Below are 14,635 nucleotides of genomic sequence, written 5' to 3' on the forward strand. Positions count from 1 at the left end.
TGGGCTTTAGGTGCTACAAGCCCTCGTGTTTTTATATGCTAGGTGGAGAAACACTAAAAGGTACCGCCAACAGTCCTAACAACCAAAGTTAAATGGTATCACAGCCAAAGAATTTCAACGACACGTGCTAACGACTTATGTTGCTGCACAGGCCCTGATATACTGCGCGCATTTATGATTAAGTATTGAGATTGTTGGGAAAGAAAGTGAGCAAATCACAAAATATGCCTCATAGCATGCATTGGAGCGCGCGTAGCAGCGTGCTTAGCGAGGCGCTGGATAATCTTGAGGTAATAATGCAGGAAGAGGGCATTTGGCCTGACGCCAAACCAACCCGAAAGGCGTTAGATAGCGCGCTACAAAGTACTGTGCCTTTCGCCGTCGATAGCTTACCGTTTGAGAGTTGGCTGGCATTTATCTTTATTCCCAAAATGCGAATCATCATTGCCCAAAAGCAAACATTGCCAGCTATGCAAATTACCCCAGCGGCCCAAGTCTACTTAAATGGTATTGGGCATCGCACTATCGCTCAATTACAGACAATTGATGATATTGCCAGTGAGAAGGGCGTATGAACCAAACAAGCAACACTATAGCCTGTGAACATCGTGAAGATGTGTTGAAGAAGCAAGTAGAACATCAGCCCTTGCACTTACCCGTGCTATATCAAGATGAGCATATTATCGCGATAGACAAGCCGCCGGGACTGCTAGTCCATAGAAGCCCTATCGATAAGCACGAAACCGTGTTTGCTGTTCAGACGTTAAGGGATCAAATTGGCCAGCATGTTTTTCCAGCACACCGTTTAGATAGGCCGACTTCCGGCGTTCTGGTATTTAGCTTTAGCGCTGACACTGCCGCTAAGCTAGGCAAACAGATGATGGACAAGCAGGTGGTAAAGCAATACCACGCTATTGTTCGAGGTTTTGTTCATCACACTGGTTATATTGATTACGCGCTTAAATATCGCTATGACAAAATAGCGGATAAACACAAAAGGCCCCAACAGCCGCCGCAGCCTGCTTCTACTATGTATGAGTCTTTAGCTAAGTTCGATGTTCCCGAACCTGTGGGTAGATACCAAAGTGCACGGTATTCGCTAGTGAGACTTTCACCCAGTACGGGACGCAAGCATCAGCTAAGAAGGCATATGGTACATATTCGTCACCCTATCATTGGCGATACGACTCACGGCGATGGCAAACAAAACAAATTTGCTAAAAGCCACTTTAATTTTACTCATTTGGCCTTAAGTTGTACTCAGATGGGATTTTCTCACCCTGTTACTCAAAAATGGATAACGATTAATGGTGAGATGCATAGCGAAATGCGACAATTTACAGATAGGCTAGCATCGTTCAAGGTTTAACTTAGTGAGCAAGTGCAATTGCTTGTCACTGATTCTCGCCACCTAGATACAGGGGCGAACACTATTTAAGAGGTAAAAATGGCAACTTTAAAAATTATTGCGGGTACAGTATACGGTAATGCCCAACATGTCGCTGAACAGGTTGAAGAGAATTTAGCCGAACAGGGTGTAGACTGCGCGTTAGAAAGCGACCCTTCTGTTGCTGATTTTACCGATGCCGACGCGCTACTCATTATTACCTCTACCACGGGGCAAGGTGACGTGCCGCCAAACCTTGAGTTTGTCTTCTCGGACTTAAAAGATGAATCACCTATGCTGACGGGCAAGCCATTTGCCGTTGCGGCACTTGGTGATAGTAGTTACGGGGAAAGCTTCTGTGGTGCAGGTAAACAGTTTCAAGAGTTGCTCAGTGAGCTACAGGGTAACGCCGTGGCGAACATGCTAGAAGTCGACGCTATTGAAACTCTAGAGCCTGAAAAAGACGTGGTTGACTGGGTGAACACGATAAAAGATAAGCTGTTAGCATAATTGTCAACTTTCGGTAAATGCACGCATTTAAAGCATCAGTACTTGCTTATTTTAAGTGTTAAAGCCAAGCGTTTAAGTTCGAAGGTAACGTCCTAACTTTTGCTTAAGCTATTTAACCCGTGAAAGATAAGCAAGCGAGGGTGGCGTTGTAAGTTAGTACAAACAAAAAAGAGGCGCATTAGCGCCTCTTTTTAGTATTTGCTTTTTAAAACGCTGCGGTGAGCGTTTTACTCAACGCCGCGAAGTAGAGCGTTAATACCTACTTTGGCGCGGGTTTTCGCATCAACTTTTTTAACGATGATTGCAGCGTATAGGCTGTATTTACCATCTGCGCTAGGTAGGTTGCCCGCAACGACTACAGAACCCGCTGGTACACGGCCGTAGTGAATTTCACCGGTTTCACGGTCATAGATACGCGTGCTCTGACCGATGTAAACGCCCATTGAGATGACTGAGCCTTCTTCAACGATAACACCTTCTACAATTTCAGAGCGCGCACCGATGAAGCAGTTGTCTTCAATAATGGTTGGGTTTGCTTGAAGTGGCTCTAATACGCCACCAATGCCCACGCCACCAGAAAGGTGAACATTTTTACCAATCTGGGCACATGAGCCTACTGTTGCCCACGTATCCACCATAGTGCCTTCATCAACAAATGCACCAATGTTTACATAAGACGGCATAACAACTGCGTTTTTCCCTACAAACGTACCGGTACGCACTGCAGCGGGTGGAACAATACGTGCACCGTCAGCAGCAAACTGCTCAGCGGTGTAGTTAGTGTACTTAAGCGGAACCTTATCGTAGAACTTGCTTTCTGCACCTTCAATTACATCGTTGTTGTGAAGGCGGAAGAAAAGTAGCACCGCTTTTTTGAGCCACTGGTGTACTACCCATTCGCCAGCAATTTTTTCTGCAACACGGCCTTTGCCGCTGTTTAGTAGGTCGATAGCCTGAGCTACCGCATCTCTTACTTCATCAGGTGCTGATGATGGGCTAATGCTGTCGCGATTTTCGAAGGCGTCTTCAATAATGGCTTTCAATTCATTCATGGTATTGTGATATCTTCAAGTTGGTCGAGTTTAAACAGGATCCGCTTTTTAAGGTTTACCTGTTGTTCTTGGGTTAATGCGATGCCAGCGTCATTGCTGACGATAAAAATATCTTCGGCTCGCTCGCCGATCGTGGCAATTTTGGCGAGTTTAAGTGTCATATTAGTATCAACGAATGCGTGACCAATTTTAGCCAAAATACCCGGTGCGTCTAGGGCTTCTAACTCAATAAGTGTCGCTTCATCGTTGATATTGAAAAAACGGACCTTGGTAGGTACGTCTAACTGTTTCATTTGACGAGGTAATTTCCTTTTGTTCTCATGTGAACGCCCTGGTTTTTCTAATTGCTCAGAAATGGCTTTTTCAATAGACGCTATTCGGGATTCAGAGCTCAAACGGCTACCGTCGTTTTCAAGGATTAACATGCTGTCAAACACATAGCCGTCGCGCGTCACGGTTACGTGAGCATCGTGAATGGAGCAGTTGCGACTATCTAATACCGAGGCTACTTGGGCAAACAAGGCTTTTCTATCTTTGCCATACACAAAAACTTCGGTGCCTCCTTTCGAACTGTTATCGTTAGCTTTAACTAACAATCCGTTGTGATCAGGCGTAAGCCACTCGTCTTGTGCTTTGATAATTTCATCCGTATGCCAGGCAATTTGTGTAGGCTTAAATCGAACGAAGTAATCATCATCAAGGCGTGCCCACAATGCATCTATGGCTGTGGTGTCGATTGCCCGCTCTTGTAATATCTGCCGTGCTTGATGTTTATGTGTAGAGACCCGTTCATTTAGTGTGACCTGACATTGAAGCCCATTATCTAATGCTTTTTGCGTCATCAAATAAAGCTCGCGCAGTAGCGATGCTTTCCAATCATTCCACAAGTTGTCGTTCGTTGCTCGGATGTCAGCAAGCGTTAAGGTATAAAGCAAGTTTAGGTGATTGTGACTTCTTACCGCACTTGCAAACTCGCTAATGACGTCGGGGTCGTAAATATCGCGGCGTTGAGCCACTACCGACATAAGTAGGTGATTCTCAACCAGCCAAGCAATCAGTTCCGCATCTTTACTTGGCACGTCGTGCAGCTGGCAAAATTTAGCAACATCTTGTGCGCCTAAGGTGGAATGATCGCCGTTTCTACCTTTGGCAATGTCGTGAAAAATAGCCGCAATATAGAGCACTTCACGCTTATCTAGATGTCTACAAATTCTGCCGCAGCGCGGGAAGTCCTTGTTTTCTTTTGAGAAGAAATAATTGACGTGCTTAACCAGTCGATGTGTATGTTCGTCTACAGTGTAGGCGTGGAACAAGTCGAACTGCATCATACCTACAATAGCATCCCACTCGGGAAGGTAGGCTTGCAAAATACCGTACTGATGCATTATGTCCCAAGCAAAGTTAAAAAACTCGGGTTGCTTCATTAAGCGCATGAACTTTTCACGACACAGCGGGCGCTCTACATAGTATTCGGCTTCAAAGGCGCGATGGGCGTTGCGCAACTGACGAATACAAATAGTGCTGAGGCCTTGTACTTCTGGTGTATTTGCAACAAGGTGTAAGAAATCTAAAATTGCTTCGGGTGATGAGAATACCGTCTCGTGACGGGGCGAAATCATATTATCAAGNAGCTCAAAGTCTTCATTAATAATGACGCATTGCTGAACGCTTTGGTTCAGCATGTCGTACTTGAAGCGCTGAAGCAGCATTTGATTAAGTTCAGAAACCCGTGNCCACAGTGCGGAAAAAGTCTCGCATCATTTTTTCTACTGACGACTTTCCTTCTTCACCATACCCCATCATTTTGGCTACGTCGGGTTGGTAATCGAATAATAGGCGGTTTTCGCTTCTGCCAGCCACTAAATGAAGCGCACAGCGCATTTTCCAAAGGTGCATGCGACAGGCAATAAGCTCGCTGTGCTCTTGCTCTGTGAAGTAGCCGTGACCCACCAAGTTCCAGCCGTCGTATTCTTTAAAGTGTTTCTTCGCTACCCAACCAATAGATTGGATATCGCGCAAGCAACCGGGGTTTTCTTTGATATTGGGCTCTAGGTTATAAGCGGTACCGTTAAACTTTGCGTGGCGTCTCTTCTGCTCGTCGTATTTCGCTGAGAAAAAAGACTTACTTGACCAAGAATTACGGCCATTGACTTCGTCCCACAATTTATCAAAGGTGGTTTCGCTGCCGCAAAGTAGTCGGCTTTCCACGAGGTTAGTAGCTATACTAATATCGTCTTTCGCCAGCTTCACCGTTTCTTTGATAGTGCGCACAGATTGCCCAACGTCTAACTTTATATCCCACAAAAGCGTAATAAACTGGCCAATTTTTTCTTGTACGTCAGGCTTTAGCTTCTTTCTACTGACAATAAGTAAATCGATATCTGAGTGAGGCTGTAAGTGGCCGCGGCCGTATCCGCCTACGGCGCACAGCGAAAGCTCATCTACGGTATCTAAACCATAGAGTTGCCAAAGATGACAAAGCAATGCATCGACAAATTGCGCGCGACCGGTAACAAGTTGATTAACCGGTGTGGCATCAAAAGATTCTGTGATCCAAGCATAACTTGCTTCCACGCATGACTTGATAGCGGGAATTTCATCAACAGAGTTGATGGTGTCGATATTCTTTATCAGTGATTGCAGCGTCAAAATACACCTTCGAAATAGACTTCTTTTTAGACGCTACGAACAATAGCATGAATTGATAGTAGTTCGCAGTATCAAATTAATGCATAAGTTAGGTTAGATTGTGAATATTTATGGTTTTTTGTTATAGGTGTGTAGCATGACAAAACGTAAGAGAAACGCGCCAGCTAAACTCAAATTCATGCCAAATAGGACAAAGGCGGGGGAGAGTAGAACAAGGCGGTAGCCATTAGGGCTACCGCTCATATTCTTTATTGATAAAGGAGTGAACCATTAATCGTGAGATATGGTGCGCGCTAACGTCTCTTCGTCGCGAAGGGTTAGAATTTCAACGCCGTTCTCAGTTACCAATAGTGTATGCTCCCACTGGGCGCTTAAGCTTCTGTCTTTGGTAACAACGGTCCACTGGTCAGGCAGTACTTTAGAGTAGCGCTTACCGGCATTAACCATAGGCTCGATAGTGAAGCACATGCCTGGTTCCAGCACGTCGCCCGTACCAGGTTTACCGTAGTGAACAATTTGCGGCTCTTCGTGGAAACTAGCGCCGATCCCGTGCCCACAGTATTCACGCACAATTGAATAGTTATGCGCTTCAGCGTGAGTTTGACAAATATGGCCGATATCGCCCAAACGCATACCCGGCTTTACTTGTTCAATCGCTTTATACAAGCATTCTTGGGTTACGCGAATAAGACGTTCAGCAAGAATTGAAGGCTTGCCAACCACAAACATCTTAGACGTGTCACCGTGATACCCATCTTTAATAACCGTCACATCAATATTAATAATGTCGCCGTCTTTCAGTTTCTTGTCAGAAGGAATACCGTGACATATACAGTGGTTAACGGATGTACAAATAGACTTAGGAAACGGAGGGTGACCGTAGTTAAGAGGGGCAGGAGTCGCCTGCTGCTCATTAACAATATAGTCATGACAAATGGTATTGAGCTCATCTGTTGTTACGCCCTTTTTAACGTAAGGCGTAATCATCGTTAGCACGTCGGCTGCCAATTTACCGGCCACGCGCATCTTTTCGATTTCTTCAGGGGTTTTGATTATTGCTGTCACAGCGCCTCTCAAATCGGTTTAAGCTAAGTTTTACAAAAAGGTTTTTACTGGAAAAAGTATAACATCGATCAGGCCGCTCTGAGTAACAATATGAAATATAGATGTTTTATTTGGTTGGTGTGACAGATGTGAGGTTTTTTTCATAAGCGTGGTGTACTTTGAAGTATAACGGCGAAACTTGAGCGTGAGCCGTGATTGTGGTATAAAGCGCGCGCCCTGACTGAATCCTCATTTTGCATTGCGAATNGAGTACCGGTTTAGAGGGTAAATTTATTTTATTAAAACACACATATACCGACACTTCGTATCGGGGTGTTCAGCTCAATTTAGATTGGTCTGAATCGATACAAGGGGTATATGGAGGCCTAACCCCAAGAGGAAAATAAAATGGCTAATGTTTCTATGCGTGACATGCTGAAAGCAGGTGTGCATTTCGGTCACCAAACTCGTTACTGGAACCCAAAGATGAAGCCTTTCATCTTCGGCGCACGTAATAAAGTTCATATCATCAACCTTGAAAAAACGGTTCCACTTTTCAACAACGCACTTAACTACCTTTCAGNGTGTTGCGTCTAAGAAAGGTAAAATCCTTTTCGTTGGTACTAAGCGCGCCGCTGGCGAAGCAGTTAAAGATGCTGCTCTTAAATGCGACCAGTACTACGTAAACAAGCGTTGGTTAGGTGGTATGCTGACTAACTGGAAAACAGTTCGTCAGTCAATCAAGCGTCTTAAAGATCTAGAGCAACAAGCTCAAGACGGTACGTTTGAGAAGCTAACTAAGAAAGAAGCACTTATGCTTCAGCGCGAAATGGACAAGCTTGAAAACAGCCTTGGCGGTATCAAAGACATGGGCGGTCTTCCAGACGCGATCTTTGTTATCGACGCAGATCACGAGCACATTGCTGTAACAGAAGCTCGTAACCTAGGTATTCCTGTTGTTGGTGTTGTTGATACAAACTCTAACCCAGACGGTGTTGATTACATCATCCCTGGTAACGACGATGCTATCCGCGCTATCCAACTTTACTTGGATGCTGCTGCAAACGCTATCAACTCAGGTCGCGAAAGCAACCTTGAAGTACAAGCTGAGCAAGACGACTTCGTAGAAGCGGCAGAGTAATTCTGATTGCTTACTGTCATATCTAGATAATATGGCGGTACTACAATACGAAACGTATTGAGAGGGGCGGCATCGCCCCTTTTACCTAACGAATTTTATATTTAATGCTGAGGAATTGAAAAATGGCAGTGACTGCAGCACTAGTTAAAGAACTGCGCGAACGTACTGGCGCAGGTATGCTGGATTGTAAAAAAGCCCTGGTTGAAACGGATGGTGACATTGAGTTAGCCATTGAAAACATGCGTAAATCAGGTCAAGCGAAAGCGGCTAAAAAAGCTGGTCGTATCGCAGCTGAAGGTGTAATCCTTACTAAAGTTGAAGGTGGTCGTGCGACCATGCTTGAACTAAACTGTGAAACTGACTTCGTAGCACGTGACGAAGGTTTCCTTAAGTTCGGTAACGAGCTTCTAGAAGTAGCAGCAGCGAACAACATCAACGACATCGACGCGCTTAACGATGCAGAACTTAACGGTTCTAAAGTAAGCGAAGTTCGTGACGCGCTTGTTGCTAAAATCGGTGAGAACATCTCTCCTCGTCGCGTTATCAACGTTGAAGGCGACACCCTTGGCGCATACGTACACGGCGGCCGTATCGGTGTTATCTCTATCCTAACTGGCGGTGACGAAGAGCTAGCAAAAGACGTGGCAATGCACGTTGCAGCTGCAAGCCCGCAGTTTGTTAAGCCTGAAAATGTTCCGGCTGAAGTTGTAGAGAAAGAGAAAGAAATCCAAATCGAAATCGCTATTCAGTCTGGCAAGCCAGCTGAGATTGCTGAGAAAATGGTTGCAGGCCGCATGAAGAAGTTCACTGGTGAAGTGAGCTTGACTGGTCAGCCTTTCGTTAAAGATCCTTCAATCTCTGTTGCTGAGCTTCTTAAGAACAACAGCGCAGACGTAATCAACTTCGTACGTTTCGAAGTAGGTGAAGGTATCGAGAAGAAGACTGAAGACTTCGCTGCTGAAGTAGCTGCTCAAATGGAAGCTGCTAAGAAATAATTGAGTGTTTATCTTTTGCATTACGCAATAGTTAGATAAACTACAAAGCACCTCTTTTGAGGTGCTTTTTTATAGCTGTACGTCTTGAGTGTTGCCATTGCAATGCGTAAGTGTGAAGCTAGGCGAGATTAGCGTGCGCCTGCCTGACAACGAAAGCGCTTTGTCCTATGTTTTTTAACTCAGTAATGTATTGAAAGACATAGGACAAAACGGGTTTACGAGGACATTTCAAACTATGAGTATCACACCAAAATCAGCATACCGACGCATTCTGTTAAAGCTTAGTGGCGAAGCCCTAATGGGTGAAGAAGGCTTTGGCATAGACCCTAAAGTGCTAGATAGAATGGCACAAGAAATAAAAGAGCTGGTTGAACTTGGTGTTCAAGTTGGTTTGGTTATCGGTGGTGGTAACTTATTTCGTGGTGAAGGCCTAGCTAAAGCGGGCATGAATCGCGTAGTGGGTGATCACATGGGGATGTTAGCTACTGTTATGAACGGCCTAGCCATGCGCGATGCGCTTCACCGCGCGTTCGTTAATGCTCGTATGATGTCTGCTATTCCGCTGAACGGCGTATGTGATGCGTACAACTGGGCAGAAGCTATCAGCCTACTTAAATCGGGTCGTGTGGTAATATTCTCTGCAGGTACGGGGAACCCTTTCTTCACCACAGATTCAGCCGCATGTCTTCGCGGTATTGAAATTGAAGCTGACGCAGTCCTAAAAGCGACCAAAGTAGACGGCGTTTACAGTGATGACCCGGTAAAAAATCCTGAAGCAACGTTATATGATGAGTTGTCGTATCAGGAAGTACTGGAAAAAGAATTAAAAGTAATGGATTTGTCAGCGTTTACTCTTGCTCGCGACCACGGTTTACCAATTCGCGTATTCAATATGAATAAGCCTGGTTGCCTAAAACGTGTTGTGATGGGTGAAAAAGAAGGCACAATTATTCGCCACGCTGACAACGATTAATTAAGAACAATAGGATACAAAACGTGATTGATGAAATTGAATTAGATGCGCAAGAGCGCATGGAAAAAAGCCTAGTTGCACTTAAGGGCCAATTCAGCAAAATCCGCACAGGTCGTGCGCATCCAAGCCTTCTAGATGGCATCATGGTACCTTATTACGGTGTAGACACGCCGCTAAAGCAAGTGGCTAACGTCGTTGCAGAAGACAGTCGTACTCTAGCGTTAACTGTGTTTGATAAAAGCGCCATTCAAGCGGTAGAAAAAGCCATTATGCAGTCTGATTTGGGTTTAAACCCAATGAGTGCAGGTGGTTCAATTCGTATTCCACTTCCTCCTCTTACTGAAGAGCGTCGTAAAGACCTTATCCGCGTTGTTCGCAATGAAGCGGAAGGTGGTCGTGTCGCTATCCGTAACATCCGTCGTGACGCGAATGGCGATGTAAAAGATCTGCTTAAAGAAAAAGAAATCAGCGAAGATGAAAGCCGCGCAGCAGAAGAAAATATTCAGTCTATTACTAACGAGTTCATTAAGAAAGTTGACAGCTTGCTAGCTGACAAAGAAAAAGAACTGATGGAAGTTTAAGTAAGTATTATGATTGGAAAGCGTTTAAGCGCAGCCAAATCGTCGAAGGCCGAGGCGCCAGTAGCAACGACTACTGGCCCGAAGCACGTTGCTATCATTATGGATGGCAACGGTCGATGGGCGCAAAAGAAAGGGAAAATTCGTACCTTTGGGCATAAAGCCGGGGTAGAGTCTGTACGTGCAGTAGTGCGTTTTGCACGCCAAAATGGCATCGAGTCACTTACATTGTTTGCGTTTTCAAGCGAAAACTGGAAGAGACCAGAAGAAGAAGTCAGTGTTCTGATGGACCTGTTCAATCTTGTTCTTAATAGTGAAGCAAAGCGCCTACATAAAAACGGCGTACGGTTACAGGTTATTGGAGACGTCGAGGCATTCGATGCCAAGCTTGTCGAAAAGATTCGAAAAGCTGAAGACATGACCAAAGATAACAAAGATCTTGTCTTGAATATCGCTGCAAATTACGGCGGTAGATGGGACATTGTAAATGCGGCTAAGCAACTTGCATCGCAAGTGAAAAGCGGCGAACTCGATGTACAAGACATCACAGAAGACGCATTAAATGCGCACATTTCAACCGCTAACCTTCCAGAGTTAGACCTTCTTATTCGCACTGGCGGCGAACACCGTATAAGTAACTTCTTGCTGTGGCAATGCGCCTATGCTGAACTGTATTTTACCGACGTTTTATGGCCCGACTTCAATGAAGACGTGTTTCAATTAGCCGTAAACGATTACAATGTACGCCAGCGTCGATTTGGTCTTACTGGCGAACAGGTTGTCACAGCCGATGGTTAACACCATGCAGGCAATTATCAGGCTAGCCCTGGTAACAAAAGCCAAGGGCACACTATGCTAAAACAACGAATAATAACTGCATTAATTCTGGCGCCGCTGGCGCTCTACGCCATTCTTTTCCTTCCCATCTTCTGGTTTGAAATCGCGATTGCTGGCGTGGTCGGTATCGGCGCTTATGAATGGGCAAATATGTCTGGCGTGTGTGAGCGGCCTAAGAAGCTGCTTTATATGGCGGGCGCTTTTGGTATATGTATAGCCTTGTCTTTTATCGTCGATGCAAGCGTAATTTGGTATCAAGGACAGCTTCACGGTTTGTATACAGGCATACTTTCTATTGCCGTATTGTGGTGGATAGCCTCGCTATTTATGGTGCTTGCTTACCCCAAATATTCTCGGTTTTGGAAAGACAGCCGAAGTGTCAGAACGGTATTTGGCGCACTTACGCTAATCCCTACGTGGGTTGCAGTGGTGGCCCTTCGTACCAGTCTTCACGACGTTGACCCATTTTACGGTGCGTCACTGATATTTTATGTTTTAGGCATTGTGTGGGCCGCCGATATAGGTGCATTCTTTGTAGGCGTAAAATTTGGCCGTCACAAACTGCGCCCGAATGTATCACCTGGGAAAAGCTTAGAAGGCCTGCTTGGTGGTATTGCTGCCTCTTTCGCCATTATCGCGTTCGCGGCGCTTCATTATCAGGTTGAGCCCTCTCGCATTTGGCTACACCTGGCTATAGGTGGAATTACGGTTGCCGTTTCTGCGCTAGGCGATTTAAATGAAAGTATGCTTAAACGCTGTGCAGGTATAAAAGACAGTGGCAAGATTCTCCCCGGTCACGGTGGCGTGTTAGATAGAATCGATAGCCTGACAGCAGCATTCCCAGTATTTGCCTTCTGCTATGTAACTTGGATGGCGTAATGCAAACAGTAACAGTGTTAGGGGCCACAGGCTCCATTGGTTGTAATACACTTGATGTTATAAACCGCCACCCAGAAAAGTATCGCGTATTTGCCATTACGGGTAATTCGCAGCTTGAATTGCTTATGCAACAGGCGCAAAAATGCGCGCCTCGTTTTGTTGTGATTGCAGATGATACGCATTATAAAGCCGCGTGTGAACTTGCTTCTCACTACGGCGTAGACGCTGAAATACTCACAGGCTCCCATGCCCTTGAAGACGTATCAAGCGCGCCTGAAGTGGATGCGGTCATGGCCGCCATTGTCGGCGCAGCCGGATTATTGCCCACGCTGGCCGCGGTCAAAGCAGGCAAGCGCGTTCTGCTTGCCAACAAAGAAGCGTTGGTGATGTCGGGGAAACTGTTTATTGATGCGGCAAACCAAAGCGGCGCAAAAATCCTTCCTATTGATAGCGAGCACAACGCAATTTTTCAGTGCCTACCCCATGATTACGAATACGGGAATTTCACCACCGCGGGTATCCGTAAACTATTGCTAACGGGCTCAGGTGGACCATTTCGAGAGCGCCCATTAGATAGCTTTTCATCAATTACTATTGATGAGGCAAGTACGCACCCTAACTGGTCGATGGGAAGAAAGATTACTATCGACTCAGCCACCATGATGAACAAGGGGTTAGAGTTTATTGAAGCTTGTTGGCTGTTTGGGGCTGGTGCTGATGATATCGATGTGGTTATTCACCCGCAAAGTATCATTCATTCCATGGTGCAATATATTGATGGCTCGGTTATCGCGCAAATGGGTAACCCGGATATGCGAACACCGATTGCTTATGGCTTAGCGCATCCAGCGCGCATCGAAGCGGGGGTTAAGCCCCTAGACTTTTCAGATATTGCTAACTTTAGCTTTCAAACGCCTTGTTTAAAGCGCTACCCTAATTTGAAACTGGCCATTGATGCCTGCAAAGAAGGGCAGTGTGCAACAACACGGATGAATGCGGCCAACGAAGTATCGGTTGCGGCCTTTTTAGACGGTAAGATTCAATTTTGTGATATTGCAAAAGTAAATGAAGCTACGCTAAATGCCATGCCTTACGTTTCTGTTAGTTCTATTCAGCAAATACTTGAGCAAGATACTTTAGCCCGAGTTAAAGCTGACGAGATTATTCGAGGTAAATTCCAGTGCTAGCCTTTTTGTGGAGCTTAGGTGCGTTCATCGTTGCCCTAGGTATTTTGGTTGCTGTTCATGAATGGGGGCACTTTTATGTTGCCCGCAAATGTGGTGTTCAGGTAGAACGCTTTTCAATCGGTTTTGGTAAACCTATTTGGCGCAAGGTAAGTAAGTCTGGCACTGAGTATGTCATCGCTATGATTCCGTTAGGCGGATATGTGAGAATGCTAGATGGGCGTATCGACGATGTACCGCCTGAATTAGAAGATAAAGCCTTTAACAATAAACCTGTGTTGCAGCGTATGGCTGTGATTGCAGCGGGGCCTGGCGTTAATTTTATTTTTGCTTTCTTTGCCTTGTGGCTGATGTATCTCGTAGGGCTAGACACCGTAAAGCCTGTTGTAAAAAGTATTGAAACAGACAGTATTGCAGCAATCGCTGGGGTGCAGCCTGGTGATGAAATCATCAAAGTAGGTGATAGAAGCACACCAGATTGGGAAGCCGTTAACCTTGAGATTGTGTCTAATATTGGGTCGGAAAATGCCAGTGTGACGGTGAAAAATTCATCAAATGTCGAAAAAGAACTGACATTTACACTGAAGTCTTGGAACTTTGACCCAGATAGCGAGTCTCCTTTAAGCAGCTTAGGGTTAACCCCTTATCGACCCGATGCAACATTAACCGTTGGTTTTGTTGGTGAGGGTAGTGCCGCTCAGCAAGCAGGGTTAAAACCTGGTGACGAGCTTAAAGCATTAAATGGCACTAAGTTGACATCGTGGGAGCGTTTAGTTGACGTAATTGTAGAAAGCCCTGGTGAGCGTATTTCGCTTGATATCCTAAGGGATGGACAACCGCTTACGTTAGATGCCACGATAGCGCGCCGCGATACACCACAGGGGCAAAGTGGGTATCTAGGTGTAAGCCCAACATTTGAGCCTTGGCCAGAAGGGTATGTGTTTACCCATCAATATGGCATTATAGAGGCTATTGGGAAGGCGTTAGATAAAACATGGCGTCTTATGACACTGAGTGTCGAAATGATAGGAAAGCTTATTACTGGCGACGTGTCGGTGAAAAATTTAAGCGGCCCTATCTCAATTGCTCAAGGTGCGGGAACAAGTGCTGGGTATGGACTTGCGTACTTCTTGAGTTTTCTTGCCTTAATAAGCGTAAATTTAGGCATTATAAATTTATTACCCTTGCCCATGCTTGACGGTGGTCACCTCATGTTTTTTATCGTGGAGTGGATCACAGGCAAACCTGTGCCAGAAGCAGTGCAGGAATGGGGTTACAGAATAGGTGGCGTGCTTCTGTTTATGATCATGGGTATCGCAATTTTTAACGATATCGCTCGCATAACCTGATGAAAATCAGGAAGTACAAAACAGCTAATACAAAACGCGGCCAGGAAAAGAAAAATA

12 protein-coding genes and 2 pseudogenes are annotated in these 14,635 nt (G+C 45.4%); 11 read left to right on the top strand and 3 right to left on the bottom strand.

What is annotated here, in order from left to right:
• Window positions 1-206: 206 nt before the first annotated feature.
• From MADE_RS04850 to MADE_RS04860, 3 genes are all read left to right on the top strand, one after another.
• A complete protein-coding gene (locus MADE_RS04850) occupies window positions 207-575 on the top strand; it encodes a YqcC family protein (protein ID WP_148291022.1) in 369 nt (122 codons plus the stop codon).
• Complete coding sequence (gene truC, locus MADE_RS04855) at window positions 572-1,369, top strand: tRNA pseudouridine(65) synthase TruC (protein WP_012517488.1); 798 nt, start codon at window positions 572-574, stop codon at window positions 1,367-1,369. Before MADE_RS04850 ends, truC begins: the two co-directional genes overlap by 4 nt.
• A gap of 78 nt (window positions 1,370-1,447) precedes the next feature.
• Window positions 1,448-1,897 (top strand): flavodoxin domain-containing protein, encoded by a 450-nt coding sequence (locus MADE_RS04860; protein WP_012517489.1) that lies wholly within the window; start codon window positions 1,448-1,450, stop codon window positions 1,895-1,897.
• Between the two features lie 227 nt (window positions 1,898-2,124).
• On the opposite strand, the gene dapD is transcribed toward MADE_RS04860, so the two are convergent.
• The 3 genes and pseudogenes from dapD to map all read right to left on the bottom strand — a co-directional run bounded on the left by dapD (window position 2,125) and on the right by map (window position 6,663).
• On the bottom strand, window positions 2,125-2,949 hold the full coding sequence (dapD, locus tag MADE_RS04865) for a 2,3,4,5-tetrahydropyridine-2,6-dicarboxylate N-succinyltransferase (RefSeq protein ID WP_012517490.1): 825 nt from the start codon (window positions 2,947-2,949) through the stop codon (window positions 2,125-2,127).
• Window positions 2,946-5,598, bottom strand: a pseudogene (gene glnD, locus MADE_RS04870) ([protein-PII] uridylyltransferase). Before glnD ends, dapD begins: the two are co-directional and overlap by 4 nt.
• A 270-nt stretch (window positions 5,599-5,868) precedes the next feature.
• Window positions 5,869-6,663 (bottom strand): type I methionyl aminopeptidase, encoded by a 795-nt coding sequence (gene map, locus MADE_RS04875; protein WP_015066406.1) that lies wholly within the window; start codon window positions 6,661-6,663, stop codon window positions 5,869-5,871.
• A gap of 387 nt (window positions 6,664-7,050) precedes the next feature.
• On the opposite strand from map, the pseudogene rpsB reads away from it, so the two are divergent.
• From rpsB to rseP, 8 genes and pseudogenes are all read left to right on the top strand, one after another.
• A pseudogene (gene rpsB / locus MADE_RS04880) lies at window positions 7,051-7,783 on the top strand (30S ribosomal protein S2).
• A 122-nt stretch (window positions 7,784-7,905) separates the two neighbouring features.
• On the top strand, window positions 7,906-8,778 hold the full coding sequence (gene tsf, locus MADE_RS04885; protein WP_012517564.1) for a translation elongation factor Ts: 873 nt from the start codon (window positions 7,906-7,908) through the stop codon (window positions 8,776-8,778).
• Window positions 8,779-9,013: 235 nt separating this feature from the next.
• Entirely contained in the window at window positions 9,014-9,751 is a 738-nt protein-coding gene (gene pyrH, locus MADE_RS04890; RefSeq protein WP_015066408.1) for a UMP kinase, read from the top strand.
• A gap of 23 nt (window positions 9,752-9,774) precedes the next feature.
• Window positions 9,775-10,332, top strand: a complete 558-nt coding sequence (gene frr / locus MADE_RS04895; protein WP_012517567.1) for a ribosome recycling factor — start codon at window positions 9,775-9,777, stop codon at window positions 10,330-10,332.
• A gap of 9 nt (window positions 10,333-10,341) precedes the next feature.
• Window positions 10,342-11,127 (top strand): polyprenyl diphosphate synthase, encoded by a 786-nt coding sequence (uppS, locus tag MADE_RS04900; protein WP_012517568.1) that lies wholly within the window; start codon window positions 10,342-10,344, stop codon window positions 11,125-11,127.
• 54 nt (window positions 11,128-11,181) lie between these two features.
• Window positions 11,182-12,045: a phosphatidate cytidylyltransferase gene (locus MADE_RS04905; RefSeq protein ID WP_012517569.1), complete on the top strand. Its 864-nt coding sequence runs from the start codon at window positions 11,182-11,184 to the stop codon at window positions 12,043-12,045.
• Window positions 12,045-13,232 (top strand): 1-deoxy-D-xylulose-5-phosphate reductoisomerase, encoded by a 1,188-nt coding sequence (gene ispC, locus MADE_RS04910; RefSeq protein WP_012517570.1) that lies wholly within the window; start codon window positions 12,045-12,047, stop codon window positions 13,230-13,232. The genes MADE_RS04905 and ispC overlap by 1 nt, the downstream gene beginning before the upstream one ends.
• A complete protein-coding gene (gene rseP, locus MADE_RS04915) occupies window positions 13,226-14,578 on the top strand; it encodes a sigma E protease regulator RseP (RefSeq protein ID WP_012517571.1) in 1,353 nt (450 codons plus the stop codon). Before ispC ends, rseP begins: the two co-directional genes overlap by 7 nt.
• Window positions 14,579-14,635: the final 57 nt, after the last annotated feature.

The organism is Alteromonas mediterranea DE, from assembly GCF_000020585.3.
Taxonomy (GTDB): Bacteria; Pseudomonadota; Gammaproteobacteria; order Enterobacterales; family Alteromonadaceae; genus Alteromonas; species Alteromonas mediterranea.

Excerpts from the sequence above, each read along its gene's own strand:
- MADE_RS04860 (WP_012517489.1), top strand. The coding sequence starts at position 1,448 with ATGGCAACTTTAAAAATTATTGCGGGTACAGTATACGGTAATGCCCAA.
- tsf (WP_012517564.1), top strand. The coding sequence starts at position 7,906 with ATGGCAGTGACTGCAGCACTAGTTAAAGAACTGCGCGAACGTACTGGC.
- truC (WP_012517488.1), top strand. The coding sequence starts at position 572 with ATGAACCAAACAAGCAACACTATAGCCTGTGAACATCGTGAAGATGTG.
- MADE_RS04905 (WP_012517569.1), top strand. The coding sequence starts at position 11,182 with ATGCTAAAACAACGAATAATAACTGCATTAATTCTGGCGCCGCTGGCG.
- ispC (WP_012517570.1), top strand. The coding sequence starts at position 12,045 with ATGCAAACAGTAACAGTGTTAGGGGCCACAGGCTCCATTGGTTGTAAT.
- dapD (WP_012517490.1), bottom strand. The coding sequence starts at position 2,949 with ATGAATGAATTGAAAGCCATTATTGAAGACGCCTTCGAAAATCGCGAC.
- uppS (WP_012517568.1), top strand. The coding sequence starts at position 10,342 with ATGATTGGAAAGCGTTTAAGCGCAGCCAAATCGTCGAAGGCCGAGGCG.
- pyrH (WP_015066408.1), top strand. The coding sequence starts at position 9,014 with ATGAGTATCACACCAAAATCAGCATACCGACGCATTCTGTTAAAGCTT.